The 18,398-nt window shown below is 63.7% G+C and carries 14 protein-coding genes, 1 other RNA gene and 1 pseudogene; 9 read left to right on the forward strand and 7 right to left on the reverse strand.

Translation table 11 applies throughout. The features are described 5' to 3' along the window. Positions 1-28 precede the first annotated feature (28 nt). Complete coding sequence (ppsA, locus tag C84B14_RS01080; RefSeq protein ID WP_353221493.1) at positions 29-2,401, reverse strand: phosphoenolpyruvate synthase; 2,373 nt, start codon at positions 2,399-2,401, stop codon at positions 29-31. Positions 2,402-2,547: 146 nt separating this feature from the next. On the opposite strand from ppsA, the gene ppsR reads away from it, so the two are divergent. Together ppsR and C84B14_RS01090 are read left to right on the forward strand one after the other, a co-directional pair. Then, positions 2,548-3,384 (forward strand): posphoenolpyruvate synthetase regulatory kinase/phosphorylase PpsR, encoded by an 837-nt coding sequence (gene ppsR / locus C84B14_RS01085; protein ID WP_353221494.1) that lies wholly within the window; start codon positions 2,548-2,550, stop codon positions 3,382-3,384. A 90-nt stretch (positions 3,385-3,474) separates the two neighbouring features. Then, positions 3,475-3,951 (forward strand): DUF1249 domain-containing protein, encoded by a 477-nt coding sequence (locus C84B14_RS01090; RefSeq protein WP_353221495.1) that lies wholly within the window; start codon positions 3,475-3,477, stop codon positions 3,949-3,951. 237 nt (positions 3,952-4,188) lie between these two features. Here the strand turns inward: C84B14_RS01090 and C84B14_RS01095 are convergent, their stop codons facing one another. The 3 genes from C84B14_RS01095 to smpB form a co-directional block, all read right to left on the reverse strand. Then, complete coding sequence (locus C84B14_RS01095) at positions 4,189-5,970, reverse strand: potassium/proton antiporter (RefSeq protein WP_353221496.1); 1,782 nt, start codon at positions 5,968-5,970, stop codon at positions 4,189-4,191. Positions 5,971-6,244: 274 nt separating this feature from the next. Beyond that, positions 6,245-6,607: a transfer-messenger RNA gene (gene ssrA / locus C84B14_RS01100) on the reverse strand. Positions 6,608-6,677: 70 nt separating this feature from the next. After that, on the reverse strand, positions 6,678-7,151 hold the full coding sequence (gene smpB / locus C84B14_RS01105; protein ID WP_006913421.1) for an SsrA-binding protein SmpB: 474 nt from the start codon (positions 7,149-7,151) through the stop codon (positions 6,678-6,680). Positions 7,152-7,318: 167 nt separating this feature from the next. Between smpB and C84B14_RS01110 the strand changes: the two genes are divergently transcribed. Then, positions 7,319-8,734, forward strand: a complete 1,416-nt coding sequence (locus C84B14_RS01110; protein WP_353221497.1) for a sodium-dependent transporter — start codon at positions 7,319-7,321, stop codon at positions 8,732-8,734. A 20-nt stretch (positions 8,735-8,754) separates the two neighbouring features. Further along, a pseudogene (locus tag C84B14_RS01115) lies at positions 8,755-8,988 on the forward strand (RnfH family protein); the annotation flags it as partial. A gap of 54 nt (positions 8,989-9,042) precedes the next feature. On the opposite strand, the gene C84B14_RS01120 reads toward C84B14_RS01115, so the two are convergent. From C84B14_RS01120 to C84B14_RS01130, 3 genes are all read right to left on the reverse strand, one after another. Continuing rightward, positions 9,043-9,483: an outer membrane protein assembly factor BamE gene (locus C84B14_RS01120; protein ID WP_348766891.1), complete on the reverse strand. Its 441-nt coding sequence runs from the start codon at positions 9,481-9,483 to the stop codon at positions 9,043-9,045. A 114-nt stretch (positions 9,484-9,597) separates the two neighbouring features. Then, the gene (gene recN, locus C84B14_RS01125; RefSeq protein WP_353221498.1) at positions 9,598-11,271 is read right to left on the reverse strand and encodes a DNA repair protein RecN; all 1,674 of its coding nucleotides are present in this window, start codon (positions 11,269-11,271) and stop codon (positions 9,598-9,600) included. Further along, positions 11,271-12,164, reverse strand: coding sequence for an NAD(+) kinase (locus tag C84B14_RS01130; RefSeq protein ID WP_353221499.1), 894 nt, complete (start codon positions 12,162-12,164; stop codon positions 11,271-11,273). The genes recN and C84B14_RS01130 overlap by 1 nt, the downstream gene beginning before the upstream one ends. A 184-nt stretch (positions 12,165-12,348) precedes the next feature. Here C84B14_RS01130 and grpE point away from each other — a divergent pair, with 184 nt between their 5' ends. The 5 genes from grpE (at position 12,349) to carA (ending at position 18,347) form a co-directional block, all read left to right on the forward strand. Continuing rightward, a complete protein-coding gene (gene grpE / locus C84B14_RS01135) occupies positions 12,349-12,978 on the forward strand; it encodes a nucleotide exchange factor GrpE (RefSeq protein WP_348767749.1) in 630 nt (209 codons plus the stop codon). Positions 12,979-13,101: 123 nt separating this feature from the next. Then, a complete protein-coding gene (gene dnaK, locus C84B14_RS01140) occupies positions 13,102-15,048 on the forward strand; it encodes a molecular chaperone DnaK (RefSeq protein WP_353221500.1) in 1,947 nt (648 codons plus the stop codon). 79 nt (positions 15,049-15,127) lie between these two features. Beyond that, complete coding sequence (dnaJ, locus tag C84B14_RS01145) at positions 15,128-16,267, forward strand: molecular chaperone DnaJ (RefSeq protein ID WP_353221501.1); 1,140 nt, start codon at positions 15,128-15,130, stop codon at positions 16,265-16,267. 26 nt (positions 16,268-16,293) lie between these two features. Next, on the forward strand, positions 16,294-17,106 hold the full coding sequence (gene dapB / locus C84B14_RS01150) for a 4-hydroxy-tetrahydrodipicolinate reductase (protein WP_353221502.1): 813 nt from the start codon (positions 16,294-16,296) through the stop codon (positions 17,104-17,106). Between the two features lie 110 nt (positions 17,107-17,216). Further along, positions 17,217-18,347, forward strand: a complete 1,131-nt coding sequence (gene carA, locus C84B14_RS01155) for a glutamine-hydrolyzing carbamoyl-phosphate synthase small subunit (RefSeq protein ID WP_353221503.1) — start codon at positions 17,217-17,219, stop codon at positions 18,345-18,347. The last annotated feature ends 51 nt before the right edge of the window (positions 18,348-18,398 follow it).

Consider the following 18,398-nt stretch of genomic DNA (forward strand, 5'->3'; position numbering starts at 1 on the left):
GTCTCCTGACTTTTCGAAAATACAGGGCCTATACGTTTTCGCCGGCCAGATAGAGCCAGGTGCTGACCACGGTATCGGGGTTGAGCGACATGCTCTCGATATTCTGCTCGAGCAGCCACTTGGCCAGATCGGGGTAGTCCGACGGGCCCTGACCGCAAATGCCTACGTACTTATTGTTGCGCTTGCAGGCCGAGATGGCTTTTTCCAGCATCACCTTCACCGCCGGGTCGCGCTCGTCGAACAGATGCGAGATCAGCCCGGAGTCGCGGTCCAGCCCCAGCGAGAGCTGGGTCATGTCGTTGGAGCCGATGGAGAAGCCGTCGAAGTATTCCAGGAACTCGTCGGCCAGAATCGCGTTCGAGGGCAGCTCGCACATCATGATGATCTTGAGCTCGTCTTCGCCGCGCTTGAGGCCGTGTGCGGCAAGCAGATCGCTCACGCCCTTGGCTTCGCCGAGCGTGCGCACGAACGGGATCATGATCTGAACGTTCTTCAGACCCATGTCATTGCGTACACGCTTGACCGCGGCCAGCTCCAGCTCGAAGCAGGGGGTGAAATCCTTGGCCAGATAGCGCGAGGCGCCGCGCCAGCCGATCATCGGGTTTTCCTCCTCCGGCTCGAAGCGCTCGCCGCCGATGAGGTTGGCGTATTCGTTGGACTTGAAGTCCGACAGGCGCACGATCACCGGCTTGGGCGCAAAGGCGGCCGCAATCGTGGCAATGCCTTCGACCAGGCGATCGATATAGAACTCGACCGGGCTGGAATAGCCGGCGATATGCGCATCGATGGTCTTTTTCAGATCCTCCGGCTGCTCGTCGTATTCCAGCAGGGCGCGTGGGTGTACGCCGATCTGGCGGTTGATGATGAACTCGAGCCGCGCCAGCCCCACGCCGGCATTCGGCGTCATGGAGAAGTCGAAGGCGCGCTCGGGGTTGCCCACGTTCATCATGATCTTGGTGTTGATCTCGGGCATCTTGTCGAGCGAGACCTCGTCGACGTTGAAGTCGATCTCGCCGTCGTAGACATAGCCCGTATCGCCCTCGGCACAGGACACGGTGACCGGCATGCCGTCGGTGAGCTTTTCGGTTGCGTTGCCCGAGCCGACCACGGCCGGAATACCGAGCTCGCGCGCGATGATCGCGGCGTGGCAGGTGCGTCCGCCGCGGTTGGTCACGATCGCCGAGGCGCGCTTCATGACCGGCTCCCAGTCCGGATCGGTCATGTCGGTGACCAGGATATCGCCGGCCTGGACCTTGTTCATTTCCTTGATGGACTTGACGTTGCGTACCTTGCCGGCACCCACGCGCTGGCCGATCGAACGGCCTTCCACCAGAATGTCGCGGCCGGCCGAGTTGAGCTGGTAGCGTTCAAGCGTACCGCCGCTGTTGGATTTCACCGTTTCCGGACGTGCCTGGAGGATATAGAGTTCGCCGGTTTCGCCGTCCTTGCCCCATTCGATATCCATCGGCCGGCCATAGTGGCGCTCGATGATCAGGGCCTGGGCAGCCAGGGCCTCGGCGTCGGCATCGGTGATCGAAAAGCGGCTCTGGTCGGCGGCGTCCACGTCCACGAACTCGGTCGTCTTGCCGTGGCTGCGATCGGCGGTATAGACCATCTTCACGGCCTTGCCGCCGTTCACCCGCCGCAGGATGGCCGGGCGTTTGGCGTCGACGTTGGGCTTGTAGACATAGAATTCGTCGGGGTTCACCGCGCCCTGGACCACGGCCTCGCCCAGGCCCCAGGAGCTGGTGATGAACACCACCTGGTCGAAGCCGGACTCGGTATCGATGGTGAACATGACGCCCGAAGAACCGGTATCCGAACGCACCATGCGCTGGATGCCCGCCGAGAGGGCCACCTGGCTGTGTTCGAAGCCCTTGTGGACGCGATAGGAAATCGCGCGGTCGTTGAACAACGACGCAAACACGTCCTTGATCGCGAGCATGACGTTGTCGAGCCCGCGGACGTTGAGAAAGGTTTCCTGCTGGCCGGCGAAGGAGGCGTCGGGCAGGTCTTCCGCGGTTGCCGACGAGCGCACGGCCACGGAAATATCCGCGTTGTCGCCGGCCAGCGTTTCGAAAGACTCACGGATCGCGTCTTCGAGCTCGGGCGGGAAGGGGTGGTCGATCACCCAGCGGCGGATCTTGTCACCGGTTTCGGCCAGGGCATCGACGTCGTCGACGTCCAGCGCATCGAGCGCGGCGTTGATGCGATCGGCCAGCCCGTCGTGGGCCAGAAACTGGCGATAGGCATCGGCAGTGGTCGCGAAACCGTCCGGCACATTCACGCCCGCATCGGCAAGATGGCTGATCATTTCGCCCAGAGAGGCGTTCTTGCCGCCTACCGTCTCGACGTCGTTCATTCCCAGCTGGCTGAACCAGGCCACGTGCTCGCTTTGCAAGATGTGCGTCCTCGCAGGTAAACGTTCGAAAGCGCGATTTTACACATTCGCGAATGCTGCCGGGTCGAAAAACGCATTGCGTGCGACCGGTATGGCCGCGAATACATGGCTAGTCGAAGCCTCGACGCTCGTGCACGATAGCCGTCATGACAACGAACGATCACCCCAAACGCTCGATATTCTTCCTATCGGATCGCACCGGTATTACCGCGGAAACCCTGGGCGCGACACTGCTTACCCAGTTCGACGAAGGCTCTTTCCGCCAGTCGACGCTGCCGTTCGTCAATACGCCGGAAAAAGCGCGTTCGGCGCTGGAATACATGGAGCACACCGGCGCTGCGAGCGGCCTCAAACCGATCGTGTTCTCGACCACGGTCAGCGAGGAGGTGCGCAAGATCTTGCGCGAAGGCAACGTGGTGTTTCTGGACCTGTTCGACCAGTTCGTGCCGGCGCTGGAAGGCGCGCTCGATACCAAGTCCACGCATCGGGAAGGGCGCGCTCATGGCATAGCCGACGAGGATATCTACGAATCGCGCATCGATGCGATGAACTATGCGTTGACCCACGATGACGGCGTGGGCGAGAACGGCTACCACAAGGCCCAGGTGATCCTCGTCGCGCCCTCGCGCTGCGGCAAGACGCCGGTATGCATCTATCTGGCCATGCAGCACGGCGTGTATGCCGCGAACTACCCGCTCACCGAGGAAGACCTCGAACGACGCACGCTGCCGCCCGCGCTGGCCGAGCACAAGGACAAGCTCTACGGTCTGTGGATCGACGCCGAACGCCTGCACCAGATCCGTAGCGAGCGCCGCAAGGGCAGCCAGTATGCCGCGCTGCCGCAGGTGTCCTACGAGCTGCGCCAGGCGGAAGGCCTGTACAAGCGCCACGGCCTGTCCTACTCGGAAACCACCAACAAGTCGATCGAAGAGATCGCGACCATGATCATGCAGGACAAGAACATCCGTCGACGCTCCTTCTAGGGCCTGTCTCGCGACGACAGGCCCCAAGCCTTCAGCGTGGTATCGGCCGGCCGATTTGAAAAGCGTTCACCCTGCCGTATAGTCCGCTAGATGCCCACACTACAACGCAATCACTGGCTGGCCGCGGCACAGCCCCGGAGCTTTACGGGCCTGATGGGCCTCTACGAGAGCAACTACCGGCGCTTCGAGCGGCTGGTGCCGGAGCTGGATCTGCCCTTCGAGACGGCCGAATCGCGGGGTGCCGACGACACGCTCTATCTGCGCGTGGTCGAACGCTGTCGCTATACCACGACCGTGCATCTGACCTACTGGTTCGGCGAAGGCGAGGCGCGCCACGCCGATCCCGATCTGTTGCTGCGCGTCTACCAGGATGCCCAGCTTGCCGAAGCCATCTCCTGTGACGCGCGCTCGCGCTACGTGGCGCTTGCCGGCGTGCCGGAAATAGACGAAGACGTGCTCGCCACGCAATGGCCGCGCAACCTGTTGCTCAACAAGTGGCTCGCCTACTGTCTCGCCCAGGGACACGGGTTTGGCGGCGCACACCGGCCGCGTCAACCACGGGACTGATCCCGGCGAAAACCGGTGCTTGGCGGCTGTTCTCAACGCTCGGGCGGCATCGGCTCAGGCACCCTATAGCAATACATCCGTTTGCCGGCCGATAACGCACGTGCGCGAACGCATGCGTGCGGTAGCCAAAGGCCGCGAAGCCGTTGAGAAAAGCTGATCCGTTCAGCTGTTCGGATACCCAATGAATAACAGCCGCCGCTTGCGCTACCGCGCCGGTGTGCGCTTTCGTCGGGGCCGTCAGTGGGCGGCAGGTGGCGGCGATCCGCGGCGACGCTTGGTCGATTTGGTTTCGCTCTCGGCCTCACTGTCATCGTGCAGCTGCAGCCCGACGGTCTCGATGATGCCCGCATGCAGTGACCGTACGGTCAGGCGCAGGCCGTCGACATCGACCACGTCGCCTTCGACGGGCCGGCGCTTGAGCCGACGGCGCATATAGTCGGCAATCGACAGCTCCCAGTGGTGTTCGGACAGACTCAGGTCGTATACGCCGGCCAGCTCCGACATCGCGGCATCGCCGCGCAGCGTGAAACTGCCGAAAAACCGCCGTGCCTCCGGTGCATGCTTGGTGTCGCCACGAAAGAGTTTGCCGAGTTCATCGCTGTGCTGGGCCGGCGTGATCAGATACAGCAGGTCGCCCACGGCGTACACGAAGTGGGCCTTGGGAAACAGCAGGCGATGTGCGCGCGTGACCGCGATACAGCGAAGACCCTCGAAGCGCTGCAGGGCCTCTCCCTGCGTGGTGGCCAGGCTGGACGCCGGTTCGATACGAAAGGCCAGCAACACGAAGTTCTGTCGGCGTTGGCCGAGAAAGCCGAAGGTTGCCTGCGGCCCCGGTTCCTGCGGCACCTCGAGCTTGAGCAGGCGCGCGGTCCAGGCCAGGGAGCTGCCCTGCACGATCAGCGATACCAGCACGACCGCGAAGGTGATATCGAATAGAAACTGGGCGCCTTCGAGTTCGGCCATCAGCGGGAACAGCGACAGCACGATAGGCACCGCGCCGCGCAGGCCCACCCAGGCAATGAAACCCTGCTCCCGGGTCGGGAAGTTGAAGGGCAGCAGGCTCAGCCACACCGCCAGCGGGCGGGCCACGAACATCAGGAATGCTGCGATCAGCGCGGCCGCGCCGGCATGCGCCCACAGCTGGTGCGGGTTGACCAGCAGGCCCAGCACCAGAAACATGCCGGCCTGGGCGATCCAGGCCAGTCCGTCCATCACCCGGAAGACGTGTTCTGAGGCATGGTTGCGGCGATTGCCCACCACCAGTCCCACCAGATAGATTCCGAGAAAGCCACTGCCGCCGAGCTGGTTGATAGCGGTGAACGCCATCAGTCCGCCGGAAGCCACCAGCAGGGCATACAGGCCCTCGACGAGGCGCACGCGCGAGGCCAGAAACGACAGGCCGTAACCCAGCAACAGCCCGCCCGCGATCCCGATGCCGAACTGCGAGACGATTTCGCTGGCGATGCTCGAGGCGGTGAAGCCTTCGCTGGCATCGATCGTGGCCAGCAGGAAGGTGACCATGAAGATGGCCATCGGATCGTTGGTGCCGGACTCGATCTCGAGGGTGGCGCTAACGCGCTGGTTCAAGGTGACGCCGGAACTGCGCAGCTGGGAGAACACGGCGGCCGCGTCGGTGCTGGCCACGATCGACCCCAGCAACAGGCCATAACGCCAGTCCAGGTTCAGCCACACCGCGATGAACGCGCCGGCCAGCGACGCCGATACGAGCACGCCCACGGTGGCCAACGATAACGCCGGCCATAGTGCCACCCGGAATGTCTGCAGGTGGGTACGCAGCCCGCCGTCGAGCAGGATGATCGCCAGCGCCAGGTTGGCGATGAAAAACGCCAGTGGCACGTTGTCGAAATCGATCTGGCCCGGGCCGTCCTGGCCGGCCAGCATGCCCACCAGCAGAAAGATCAGCAGTAAGGGCGGGCCGAAGCGCGCCAGCGAACTGGCGACTACGCTCAGAAAAAGCAGCAGGCCGACAAAGAAAAGGATGATGTTGGTGTCGGTCATCGAATCCGAATAGCGGTCATCAAACAAACGGTGGCGGGCTTGGGTGAGACGGCCACCATGGCAAAGGCTTAGCATCAACTATGCCATGTACGGCGTGCAGGCGATTCGTAATGCCCAGCACCGGCGCTTGGACACTGCGATGTGGACGCTGTTCGCGGCAGGCGCGATCGAGGCCGGGTTCGTACGGCGGCCTGGTAACAAACGGCACGGCCGGCGGGCAGATCCGGCGGGCAAGAAAAAGCCCCGTATCGCGCTTTGCGATACGGGGCCGACTTGGTGGAGGCGGCGGGAATCGAACCCGCGTCCGCGGATTCTCGACCCTCGGGTCTACATGCTTATTTCGTCTTTGATTGTCGGCGCGAGGTTACCCGACGAAAAGGGAAAACCTGCGCGTATCTTCGTTTGCTCTTAACGGGTCGGCCCGAAGCGGGGCCTTGCCGCGAGTCTGCAAGAGTCGATACCCGGGTCCGGAAGCACAGACACTTACCGGTCGGGCACTAGCAGGCTTTTTAAGCTGCTAGAGCGTAGTTGTCGTCGTTCGCAACTAGCTTAGGTTGCAAATTGATTAACGAGGTTGATTTGCGACCTCGGCATGCACCTTGGGTTTTGACATCCGCGTCGAAGCCATGTCGCCCCCGAAAAAGGCAATTAGATTGTAGCAGTAAAACAGGGTGTGGGCGGCAGGAATAAAATCAAGCCGGTCGCGATCAGGTGCGCAGGATTTGCGCCTTGCGGCGATTCCAGTCGGCTTCCTTCTTCGTCTGGCGCTTGTCGTAGTTCGCCTTGCCCTTGGCCAGCGCGATCTCGAGCTTGGCCTTGCCACGCTTCCAGTACATCGCCAGCGGTACGACGGTAAAGCCTTTCTGTTCGGTCGCGCCGATCAGGGTGGCCAGCTCGCGCTCGTGCAGCAGCAGCTTGCGCGTACGCGTGGCATCCACCACCACGTGCGTGGACGCCGATTCCAGCGGCTGGATATGACTGCCAAGCAGGAAGGCTTCGCCGTCCTTGATCAGCACATAGGCTTCGGTGATGCGCCCCTTGCCGGCACGCAGCGCCTTGACCTCCCAACCTTCGAGCACGAGACCGGCTTCCAGACGCTCTTCCAGAAAGAAGTCGTGACGCGCACGCTTGTTGAGCGCGATGGTCGAACTGGGCTGTTTGCTGTTTTTTTGCTTTGCCATGGCCTTAGTATAGCGGGCCAGGGCAAGCAGGGAACCGGGGGGATGATTTGCCGGCCTTAATTCACAGCGCGTGGGCGACAAGCGCGTGCCAGCCGCGGGGCGTACGTGCATGATCGATTTCAGACAGGCAGGCCGATGCCCGCTTTAAGCCATGTGGCAACGCGCGCATGCGTCTGCCCATCCAGGCGCCTCAAGCGCTGATGGTGGCCTTCGCACAGCGTCCGGAATGGTCTTCTTCATCGCGCTTCGTAATCGCGATGACGGCGGCGGTCGTGAGCTTGAGCAACCTCTGGCGCCTGCCGTATCTGTTGTCGGATTACGGCGCCGGCGCGTTCTTGCTGGTCTATGTCACGGCGCTGCTGAGCATGGGGTTGCCGTTGTTATCCGGCCAGCTGCTCATGGCGCGGGGCACGCGCGCGGACGTGCCCGGCGTTATCGCAGCCTGGACCCGCAACGCGCCGCATTCGCGCCTGTGGATCTGGAGCGGTTATCTCGCAGTGGTCGGCGCCGGCATGCTGCTGGCTGCCTACAGCGTGGTGGCCGCCTGGAGCCTGGCCTACAGTCTGCGCGGCGTGACCGGCATGCTCGACGGCAGTTCGGTGTCGGCGGCGAGCGCGCAGTTCGTGACGTTCGCGCGCGATTCGGAGCGTGGTTTCGGCTGGCTGCTACTGTTCTTCGGCCTGATCGTCGCAACCGCGGCACACGGGCTGCGGCGCGGCGTCGAGCCGGTCATGCGTACGCTGGCCTTCTGCATGCTCATGGCGTTGACCGCGCTGGTGGTGTCTGCCGCCATGCATGCGCGCGCCGACGATGCGCTTTATGCGATTTTCGCGGTCGACTTTGCCGCGCTGGGCTGGCGCGGCGTGTTCGAAGCGCTGTATCAAGCCTTTTTCACGCTCAGCCTCGGCACCGGGGTGGTGGTGTGTTTCGGTAGTTATCTGCCCAGCAATACACCGGTGGTACGGTTTTCGCTGATTATTCTGGGGGTCGATCTGGCGGTGTCGCTGGCCTGTGCCTTCATGCTGGCCGTGTTCGTGGGCCCCAGCGAAGCCGATCTGGATGTCGGCATTCAGAGTCTGTTCGAAACCCTGCCGGTCGCCATGGCCGGCGATTGGCAGGCGCCGATCATGTTCGTGCTGGTGGCGCTGGTGAGTCTGTCGACCGCGATCGGCCTGTTCGAGCCGGTGGTCCAGCTGGTCCAGCAGCGCAGCGGCTATACGCGCCTGCGTGCCACGCTCTATTCGGGTCTGGTGCTGGCGCTGCTGGGCATGGCGGCACTGCTTTCCTTTGGCGTGCTCGATCGGGTGACCCTGTGCGGCTACAACCTGTTCGGTTGGCTGATGCTGATCACCGCCCAGCTCATCGGGCCGTTGACCGGGCTGCTTCTGTGTATCCTGCTGGGGCGGGTATTGGCCCGGAAGCGGCTGGTCGATGCCTGGCAACATGCCGGCGGATACAGTCGCGCGACCGGTTTTGCGGTCTGGCATGCGCTGTTGCGCTATCCCACGCGCATCGTGCTGGTGCTCGTGCTGGCCTATGCACTGGGCGCATTGCGCCTGATCGAGATGGTGTGGTTTCCGTGAGCGAAGCGATCGAAGTGGACGTGGTGCTGGCGTTGCCGGGCGAATGCCTGCGCCGGCGGGTATGCCTTCAACCGCCGGTGAGTGCGGCGGATGCGTTTCAGGCCAGCGGGCTGGATCGTATCTATCGCGAACGCGTCGGCGCGGATACGCCGCCGCTGGGCGTGTATGGGCGCAAGATCAGGTACGACCAGCCGCTCAACGGGGGTGAGCGCCTGGAGATTTATCGTCCTCTCACCGCCGACCCGCGCCAGCGTCGCCGTGCGCGCGTGGATGCCCGTCGCCGCGACGAACGCGCGGCGGCCGACGGCTCAGGTGCCGGGGAGAGGGCGGCTGAGCTGACGATCGGCGGAGCGGTCGATGTCGTCGCTACCGGGCAGGTCGTTATCCGGGCCGGGGGTCACGCTGGACGGCACCGGTTCGTCATCCATGATTTGCGAAGTGTATTCCTCGTCGCCATCGATCTCGGCAAGCTTGTCGTTGACGAAATAGAGGTTGAGCTCGCTTTTGCGCACGTGTGCGCGCGGATCGCGGTAGTAGAAGACGTAGTCCCAGCGATCGTTTTCAAAGCTGCTGTCGATCAGCGACGTGCCCATGACGTACTCGACCTGACGCTTGGTCATGCCGATTTCGAGCTGGTTGACGTTTTTGGCCGTCACCACGTTGCCCTGCACCACCGGCACGCGGAAAAAGACCGGTAGGCTGCATGCGCTGAGCATGAGCAGCATGACGAGTAGGGCGGCTGTTCTCATAGACTTCTGGACCCGTAGTTGGCGATGGGCATCATACGGCAGCCGTTTTGTAGCTGCCAAACGTGCGCGGCGCGCGACTCGCGAATGCGCTTGTCCGGCGCAATATACGCGCTCTCAATCGCGGGCCCGTTCGATCATGTCGGCGGCATGGGCCCGCGTCTGCGCGGTCAGTTCGACGCCGCCGAGCATGCGCGCTATTTCCTCGACTCGCGTATTGGCATCGAGATAGGTGATCCGCGTCGAGGTGTGGCCGTTGCGTACCTGCTTGGCCACATGCAGATGATGGGCGGCCTGGGCGGCGACCTGCGGCAGGTGGGTCACGCACAGCGATTGTCCGGCCGCGCCGAGCGCGCGCAGCTGTCGGCCCACGATTTCGGCCACGCCGCCGCCGATGCCGGTATCGACCTCGTCGAACACCAGGGTCGGTACGCGGGTTCGGGTGGCCGCGACCACTTCGATCGCGAGGCTGATACGCGACAGCTCGCCGCCGGAGGCCACGCGTTCCAGCGGTCGCGCGCTCTGGCCCGGGTTGGCCGCGATGAGAAATTCGATCTCGTCGGTGCCGCTGGCGTTGATGCGCGTATGCGCGGCCGGGGTGATGCGCACGCTGAATTCGCCTTCCGGCATGCCCAGCGAGCGAATGATGTCGGTAATGGCCGCGCCCAGCTGTTTGGCGGCCACACTGCGTTTTTCGCTGAGCGCGGCCGCGGCTTCGTGATAGGCCTCGGTCTGTCTGGCTTCGTCTTTCTTGAGCGTTTCCAGGCGTGCGCCGGCGCCCTCCAGGGTGTCGAGCTCTTCGGACAGCCGTGCCGCCAGCGCCGGCAGCTCGGCCGGCGCGCAGTGATGCTTGCGGGCCAGGTCCTGAATGCTGCCCAGGCGTTGTTCGACTTCCTTGAAGCGCTGCGGGTCGATATCCAGCGTATCCACGTGATGGCGCAGCGCGTCGACGGCTTCCTGGGCCTGAATACGAGCACTGGCCACCAGTTCGAGGATGGGCGCGAACCCGTCGTCGATTTCGGCCAGATCGCCCACTAGGCGCTCGGCGCTGCCGAGCTGATCCATGGCCGCGCCTTCCTCGGCTTCGTAGAGCAGGGTGAGCGCGCGCTGGCCGTCGCCGATCAGCCGCTCGGCGCTGGCCAGGCGGCGATGCTCGGCTTCCAGCTCGTCGAGTTCGTCGACGCCCAGATCCAGCGCTTCCAGCTCGCTGACCTGATAGCGCAACAGATCGATACGCATGGCGCCGGCATCGTCGACTTGCTCGATCGCCGCGATTGCAGCGCGGGTTTCACGCAGCGTCTCGGCAGCCCCGGCCACCGCAGCGAGAACGTCGCCATGTTCGCCGTATTCGTCGAGCAGGTCGCGCTGGGCGCTGCGACGCAGCAGCGACTGATGCGCATGCTGGCCGTGGATATCAACCAGCCGTTCGCCGAGTTCGCGCAATTCGCGCGCGGGCATGGGCGTGCCGTTGATCCAGCAGCGGCTACGCCCTTCGCTGGCGACCACGCGCCGGATCAGGCATTCGTTGTCGTCGTCGAGCTCGTGTTCGGCCAGCCAGTCGCGTGCGGTGGGGGCGTCGTCGAGCACGAAGCGCGCGCTCACCTCGGCGCGTTCGGCGCCTTCGCGCACGGCCTGAGCATCGGCCCGGTCGCCGAGAATGAGGTTGAGCGCGTCCACCAGGATCGACTTGCCGGCGCCGGTCTCGCCCGATAGCACCGTCATGCCGGCTTCGAACTCCACGTCCAGCCGATCGATGATGGCGAAGTTGCGAATGGTGATTTCGGCGAGCATCAGGAGTGCGCCAACGTCTGACCGCGGCCCCACTGCAGCTTGTTGCGCAGAATATTGAAGTAGTCGTAGCCGGGCGGGTGGATGAGCTTGAGGTCGTGGGCGCCGCGCCGGATATGCACGCAGTCGCCCGCGCCGAGCGGCTGGCTGACCTGGCCATCGCTGGTGAAAAGCGCCGCGCCGTCGAGCGTTTCGGCCACGCGGATCTCGATTTCATGGTCGGCGTCGACGATCAGCGGCCGGTCGGAGAGCGTATGCGGGCAGATTGGCACCAGTGCCAGCGCGTTGAGCGCCGGGTGTAGCACCGGCCCGCCGCCGGACAGGGCATAGGCGGTGGAACCGGTGGGCGTGGCCACCACCATGCCATCGGCGCGGTGGTGGCTGATGAAGGCGCCGTTCATGTAGGTATCGAAATCCAGCACCCGGGCGAAGTCCTGGTTGCGAATCACGCATTCGTTGATCGCCGAGAACTGCTCGGGCTGCATACGGCCATCGGCACGTTCGATCTGGGCGCGCAGCATCAGCCGCGATTCGGCAATGTAGTCGCCGGCGAAGATATCGTCGAGCGTGGCGCTCATGTCCGCGGGCAGCACGTCGACCATGAATCCGAGCCGCCCGAGGTTCACCCCGAGCAATGGCGTGCCCGACGCCGCGACGGCGCGCCCGGCATCCAGCAGGGTGCCGTCGCCGCCCACCACCACAACCAGGTCGCAGCGCTCGCCCAGGTCGGCACGCGTGCAGGTCTGCACGTCATCGTGTGCGCTGGCGTGCCCTTCGTCGAGCAACACCTGCTTGCCGCGCGTGTGCAGATCGGCGATGAGGTTTTTGAGGGTTTCGCGTACCCCCTCGTCGTGTTTCTTGGCCAGGATGCCGACGGTTTCGAACTGTTGCGCCATGCGCGTGCCTGCGGCCTGCCGGGAAGTCGATCGCGTAAGCATTCACGCCTTGCCCGACAATTTCAACGAAAACCGGACATGCGCCACGCTTGAAATGGCCACAGCCAGCCCAATGGTGAAGGCAGTCACGCCGGCGTAGGGCACTTCCAGCCGGCACCGTCCAACAAGCGGGGATTTGCAACAGATGAGCCAGGACGAAAAACACAACACACCGCACGGCGAAACGGATTCCGCGGCCCGGAACACGCCGCAGCCGGACGTGGAGGATATCCAGACCGGCACCGAAGACTATGTCGACGCCGGAGAAGCGACCGCCGACAGCATCGCCGAAACCGACGAGCTGCAGGCCGAGCTTGATCAGGCACGGGCAGAGGCCGAGCAGTATCGCGATCAGGCCGTACGTGCGCATGCGGAAATGGAAAACGTGCGCAAGCGCGCCCAGCGAGACGTGGAATCGGCGCGCAAGTTCGCGATCGAGAAGTTTGCCTCCGAGTTGCTGGGGGTGCGCGACAGCCTGGAGCTGGGCCTGAAAGCCGCGGAAGAACACAGCGGCGACTACGACAAGCTCAAGGAAGGCATGGATATGACAGTGCGCATGCTGGTGTCGAGCATGGAAAAGGTCGGCATCGAAGCGATCGACCCGAAAGGCGAAGCGTTCAACCCGGAGTTTCATGAAGCGGTTTCGACCCAGCCGAGCGATGAGCTCGCGCCGAATACCGTCGCCGACGTGATGCAGAAGGGCTATACGCTCAACGGGCGTGTGCTGCGTGCGGCCATGGTGGTCGTGGCCAAGCCCGCAGACGGCAACGGCTAAGCGGCCGCAAATACGGCGCGACATGGGTGGAGCGCTTGAAAACACTCACCGCGCGCCCCAAATCGATTGTCAAGTCAAGTTTAAAGACGCTGCCAATGCAGCGCGAAGTAGAGGGAATTAAACATGGGTAAGATTATCGGTATCGACCTCGGCACCACGAACTCGTGCGTGGCCGTGCTCGAAGGCGACCAGCCTAAAGTGATCGAGAACGCGGAAGGCGAGCGCACCACGCCGTCGGTCGTCGCGTTCACCGACGACGACCAGACGCTGGTCGGTCGCCCGGCCAAGCGCCAGGCGGTCACCAACCCCAACGACACGCTATACGCGATCAAGCGCCTGATCGGTCGCACCTTCGACGATCCGACCACGAAGAAGGACATCGACACGGTGCCCTACAAGATCGTCAAGGCCGACAACGGCGATGCGTGGGTCGAAGCCCGTGGCCAGAAGATGGCGCCGCCGGAAGTTTCGGCCAAGGTGCTGCAGAAGATGAAGGCCACCGCCGAAGACTATCTCGGCGAAAAGGTCACCGAAGCCGTAATCACCGTTCCGGCCTACTTCAACGACGCCCAGCGTCAGGCCACCAAGGACGCCGGCCGTATCGCCGGTCTCGACGTCAAGCGCATCATCAACGAGCCGACCGCGGCCGCGCTGGCCTATGGCATGGACAAGAAGGGCGGCGACAAGAAGATCGCGGTCTATGACCTGGGTGGCGGCACCTTCGACATCTCCATCATCGAAGTGGCCGAAGTCGACGGCGAACACCAGTTCGAAGTGCATGCCACCAACGGCGACACTTTCCTGGGTGGTGAAGACTTCGACAACGCCATCATCGAGCACATCGCGGCCGAGTTCGAGAAGGAACAGGGCGTGGATCTGCGCAAGGACAAGCTGGCCCTGCAGCGCCTGAAAGAGGCTGCCGAGAAAGCCAAGATCGAGCTGTCCTCCACGCAGCAGACCGAAATCAACCTGCCGTACGTGACCGCCGATCAGTCGGGTCCGAAGCATCTGAACATGAAGATGACCCGGGCCAAGCTGGAAAGCCTGGTCGAGGATCTGGTCGCGCGTACGATCGACCCGTGCCGCACCGCGCTCAAGGATGCGGGCATGAAGGCCTCGGATATCGACGACGTAATCCTCGTCGGTGGCCAGACCCGCATGCCGGCCGTACAGGAGGCGGTGAAGAGCTTCTTCGGCAAGGAAGCACGCAAGGACGTGAACCCGGACGAAGCCGTGGCCGTGGGTGCCGCCATCCAGGGTTCGGTGCTCTCGGGCGATACCAAGGACGTGCTGCTGCTGGACGTGACCCCGCTGTCGCTGGGTATCGAAACGCTGGGCGGCAAGATGACCAAGCTCATCGAGAAGAACACCACCATCCCGACGCGCAAGTCGGAAGTGTTCTCCACCGCCGAAGACAACCAGCCGGCCGTGACCGTGCATGTGCTCCAGGGTGAGCGCGAGCAGGCCAGCGCCAACAAGTCGCTGGGCCGCTTCGACCTGTCGGACATCCCGCCGGCCCCGCGCGGCACGCCGCAGATCGAAGTCACCTTCGATATCGACGCCAACGGCATCCTGAACGTGTCGGCCAAGGACAAGGCCACCGGCAAGGAACAGTCGATCGTCATCAAGGCGTCCTCGGGTCTGTCGGACGAGGAAATCGACAAGATGGTCGCCGATGCCGAAGCGCACGCCGAGGAAGACGCCAAGTTCAACGAACTGATCACGGCGCGCAACCAGGCCGATGGCCTGATCCATGGCATCGAGAAAGCCATGCGCGATCTCGGCGACAAGGTCAGCGAAGACGAGAAGAAGCCGATCGACGACGCCATCGCCGAACTGCGCACCGCACTCGAAGGCGACGACAAGGACGAAATCGACGCCAAGACGCAGAAGCTCTCCGAAGCCTCTGCGCCGGTCATGGAGAAGGCCTACAGCGACGGTCAGGGCGATGAAGCCGCGGCCGCTGGCGAAGGCCAGGCCCAGGATCAGGGCGGCTCGAACGACGATGTCGTCGATGCAGACTTCGAGGAAGTCAAGGACGACGACAAGAAGTCGGGCACCAACTCCTGATCTGACGATCGGGTAGTCCTTAAGCCGGGGCAGCGCCAGCCGTTGTCCCGGCGTTTTTGGTTGTAAAGGTCAAGGATTCATGGCGAACCGCGATTACTACGAAGTGCTTGGCGTGTCGAAAGGCGCGTCGAAGGACGAAATCAAGAAAGCCTATCGCCGGCTGGCGATGAAAAACCATCCGGACCGCAATCCGGACGACGCCGATGCCGAGGCGCGTTTCAAGGAGGCTTCCGAAGCCTACGAGGTGCTTTCGGATGACCAGAAGCGCCAGGCCTACGACCAGTTCGGCCATGCCGGGCTCGGCGGCGCGGCCGGAGGCGGCGGCTTCGGCGGTGCCGGTGCTGGCGGATTCGGCGATATCTTTGGCGATATCTTCTCCGACATCTTCGGCGGCGGCATGGGCGGTGGCGGCCGTCAGCGCGCCTCGCGCGGCGCCGACCTGCGCTACGATCTGGATCTGGATCTGGAAACGGCGATCGGCGGCGATACCGTCGAAATCCGTATCCCCACGCTCGACCAGTGCGATGCCTGTGACGGCAGCGGTGCAGAGAAGGATTCGCCGGTCGATACCTGCCCCACCTGTCAGGGCGTGGGCCAGGTGCGTATCCAGCAGGGTTTCTTGTCGATCCAGCAAAGCTGCCCGGATTGCCACGGCAGCGGCAAGAAGATCCGCAATCCCTGTCGCAAATGCGGCGGTGAAGGCCGCGTACAGTCGTCGAAGACGCTGTCGGTCAAGGTGCCGCCGGGCGTCGACAACGGCGACCGCATACGCCTGTCCGGCGAAGGCGAAGCCGGCGAAATGGGCGGCCCCTCGGGCGATCTGTATGTGCAGATCAACGTCAAGCCGCATGAGTTCTTCGAGCGCGACGGCAATAATCTGCGTGCCAATGTGCCGGTCGACATGATCACCGCCGCACTTGGTGGCGAGATCGACGTGCCCACGCTCAATGGCAAGGTGAGCCTGCGTATTCCGGCCGAAACCCAGTCGGGCAAGACGTTCCGTCTGCGCGGCAAGGGCGTACAGTCTGTGCGCACCTCGGCACCGGGGGATCTGCTGTGCAAGGTGTCGGTGGAAACGCCGGTCAACCTCAACGCCAAGCAGAAGAAGCTGCTCGAAGAGTTTCGCGACAGCCTGGAGAACAGCGGCCGTAGCCACAGCCCGGCCACCAGTTCCTGGCTGGACAAGGCGAAACGCTTCTTCAACGAACACCTCGGCTAGTCGATAACAGCGCACAAGGACAGGCCATGACCACACGCGTAGCAATCAACGGCGCCGCCGGGCGCATGGGGCGGGAGTTGATCATCGCCTGTCAGCGCAACGAGGCGCTTACCCTGGCCGCTGCCTTCGAGGCGCCGGACAGCCCGGCGCTTGGCCAGGATGCCGGGCGTATGGCCACCGGCGAGGATCTCGGCGTGGCGATTGCCAGTGCCGCCGATCGCGATGCATCGGCTTTCGATGTGCTGGTGGATTTCACCCGGCCCGAGCCCTGTCTGGCCGCGCTCGACGACTGCGTGGCATCCGGTGCGGCCATGGTGATCGGCACCACCGGCTTTGATGAAGACCAGCTGGCCCGGCTTGATGCAGCGGCCGAAAAGATCGCCCTGGTATTTGCGCCGAACTTCAGCGCGGGCGTGAACTTGACGCTAAAACTTCTTGAAACGGCAGCAAAAGCCCTGGGCGATGACTTCGATATCGAAGTCGTTGAAGCCCATCATCGCCATAAGGTGGATGCGCCGTCCGGCACCGCGCTGCGCATGGGCGAGGTACTGGCCGATGCCACCGGACGCAGTCTCGAGGACTGTGCGGTCTATGCCCGCCAGGGGCATACCGGCGAACGCGAGCGCAATACGATCGGCTTTCAGACCATTCGTGGCGGCGATATCGTCGGCGAACATACGGTGCTTTTTGCCGGCGAGGGCGAGCGCGTCGAGATTACGCACAAGGCCTCGTCGCGCCAGACGTTTGCCGGCGGCGCGATGCGCGCTGCGGCGTGGGTCGCCTCCCAGGCCGCCGGGCGCTACGACATGAACGACGTGCTGGGCCTGGGCAGCGATTGAGTAAACTGGCCGCGCGGGGTTCGAGCCGCTATAATTCTGCGCCGCCCGCGCCCGGTTTCGTTTGCTGAACGCCGGAGCGTCAACCCAACCCACGGATCCTGGAGGCATTGTTGCGCCCTAAAGCTGTGCTCGCGCTCGAAGACGGTAGCCTGTTTCACGGTCGTGCAATCGGTGCCCTTGGCACGACGGTGGGCGAGGTCGTGTTCAACACGGCCATGACCGGCTATCAGGAAATTCTCACCGATCCCTCGTATCGCCAGCAGATGGTCACCCTGACCTATCCGCATATCGGCAATACCGGGGCCAACCCCGAGGACGTCGAATCCGACCGGGTTCAGGCGGCCGGCCTGATCATTCGCGAAGTCCCGCGTGCCCAGAGCAACTGGCGTGCGTCCAGCGGGCTGATCGAATATCTCAAGGACAACGGGATCGTGGGCATCGGTGATATCGATACCCGACGGTTGACCCGCGTGCTGCGCGAAAAGGGCGCGCAGAACGGCTGTATCGTTGCCGGCGATGCCATCGACACCGACGAGGCGCTCGCCCAGGCGCGCGCCTTCCCGGGCCTGAAAGGCGCAGATCTGGCCGCTGATGCAGGTACGCGCGAGATCTACACCTGGTCCGAGCCGACCTGGGTCGGGCCCAACGATGCGCATTCGGCTGCCGCGCCGACCTATCACGTCGCCGTCTACGACTACGGCGTGAAGTACAACATCCTGCGTCGCCTGGTCGATTGTGGCGCCAAGGTCACGGTCGTGCCGCCGCGCACGCCGGTCGCCGAGGTGCTGGACATGGGCGTCGATGGCGTGCTGCTGGCCAACGGGCCGGGCGATCCGGAACCCTGCGACTATGCGATCGCCACCTGCCGTGAGCTCATCGAACGGGCTTTCCCGACCCTGGGTATCTGTCTGGGCCACCAGGTTCTGGGCCTGGCTGCCGGCGGCAAGAGCCTGAAGATGAAGTTCGGCCATCACGGCGCGAACCATCCGGTGCAGGACGTGGATACGGGTGAAGTGATGATCAGCAGCCAGAACCACGGCTTCGCCATCGACGAAGCCAGCCTGCCCGACAGCGCCCGTGTCACCCACAGGTCGTTGTTCGACGGCTCCCTGCAGGGCATCGAAATCGTCGGCAAGCCGGTGTTTTCGTTCCAGGGCCATCCGGAAGCCAGCCCGGGCCCGCACGACGTGGCGCCGATCTTCGAACGCTTCATGCGAGCGATGGACGCCGCCAAGGCCTGATACGAACTTGAGGCTTCGCCTCATTTTGCGCCTGTAAGTTATTGATATTGG

The sequence above is a fragment of the Salinisphaera sp. C84B14 genome (assembly GCF_040361435.1).
Classification (GTDB): domain Bacteria; phylum Pseudomonadota; class Gammaproteobacteria; order Nevskiales; family Salinisphaeraceae; genus Salinisphaera.

Bases quoted from the DNA above. Each gene is read 5' to 3' on its own strand.
- ppsR (WP_353221494.1), top strand. From the start codon at position 2,548: ATGACAACGAACGATCACCCCAAACGCTCGATATTCTTCCTATCGGAT.
- C84B14_RS01090 (WP_353221495.1), top strand. From the start codon at position 3,475: ATGCCCACACTACAACGCAATCACTGGCTGGCCGCGGCACAGCCCCGG.
- C84B14_RS01095 (WP_353221496.1), bottom strand. From the start codon at position 5,970: ATGACCGACACCAACATCATCCTTTTCTTTGTCGGCCTGCTGCTTTTT.
- smpB (WP_006913421.1), bottom strand. From the start codon at position 7,151: ATGGCAAAGCAAAAAAACAGCAAACAGCCCAGTTCGACCATCGCGCTC.
- C84B14_RS01110 (WP_353221497.1), top strand. From the start codon at position 7,319: ATGCGTCTGCCCATCCAGGCGCCTCAAGCGCTGATGGTGGCCTTCGCA.
- C84B14_RS01120 (WP_348766891.1), bottom strand. From the start codon at position 9,483: ATGAGAACAGCCGCCCTACTCGTCATGCTGCTCATGCTCAGCGCATGC.
- recN (WP_353221498.1), bottom strand. From the start codon at position 11,271: ATGCTCGCCGAAATCACCATTCGCAACTTCGCCATCATCGATCGGCTG.
- C84B14_RS01130 (WP_353221499.1), bottom strand. From the start codon at position 12,164: ATGGCGCAACAGTTCGAAACCGTCGGCATCCTGGCCAAGAAACACGAC.
- grpE (WP_348767749.1), top strand. From the start codon at position 12,349: ATGAGCCAGGACGAAAAACACAACACACCGCACGGCGAAACGGATTCC.
- dnaK (WP_353221500.1), top strand. From the start codon at position 13,102: ATGGGTAAGATTATCGGTATCGACCTCGGCACCACGAACTCGTGCGTG.
- dnaJ (WP_353221501.1), top strand. From the start codon at position 15,128: ATGGCGAACCGCGATTACTACGAAGTGCTTGGCGTGTCGAAAGGCGCG.
- dapB (WP_353221502.1), top strand. From the start codon at position 16,294: ATGACCACACGCGTAGCAATCAACGGCGCCGCCGGGCGCATGGGGCGG.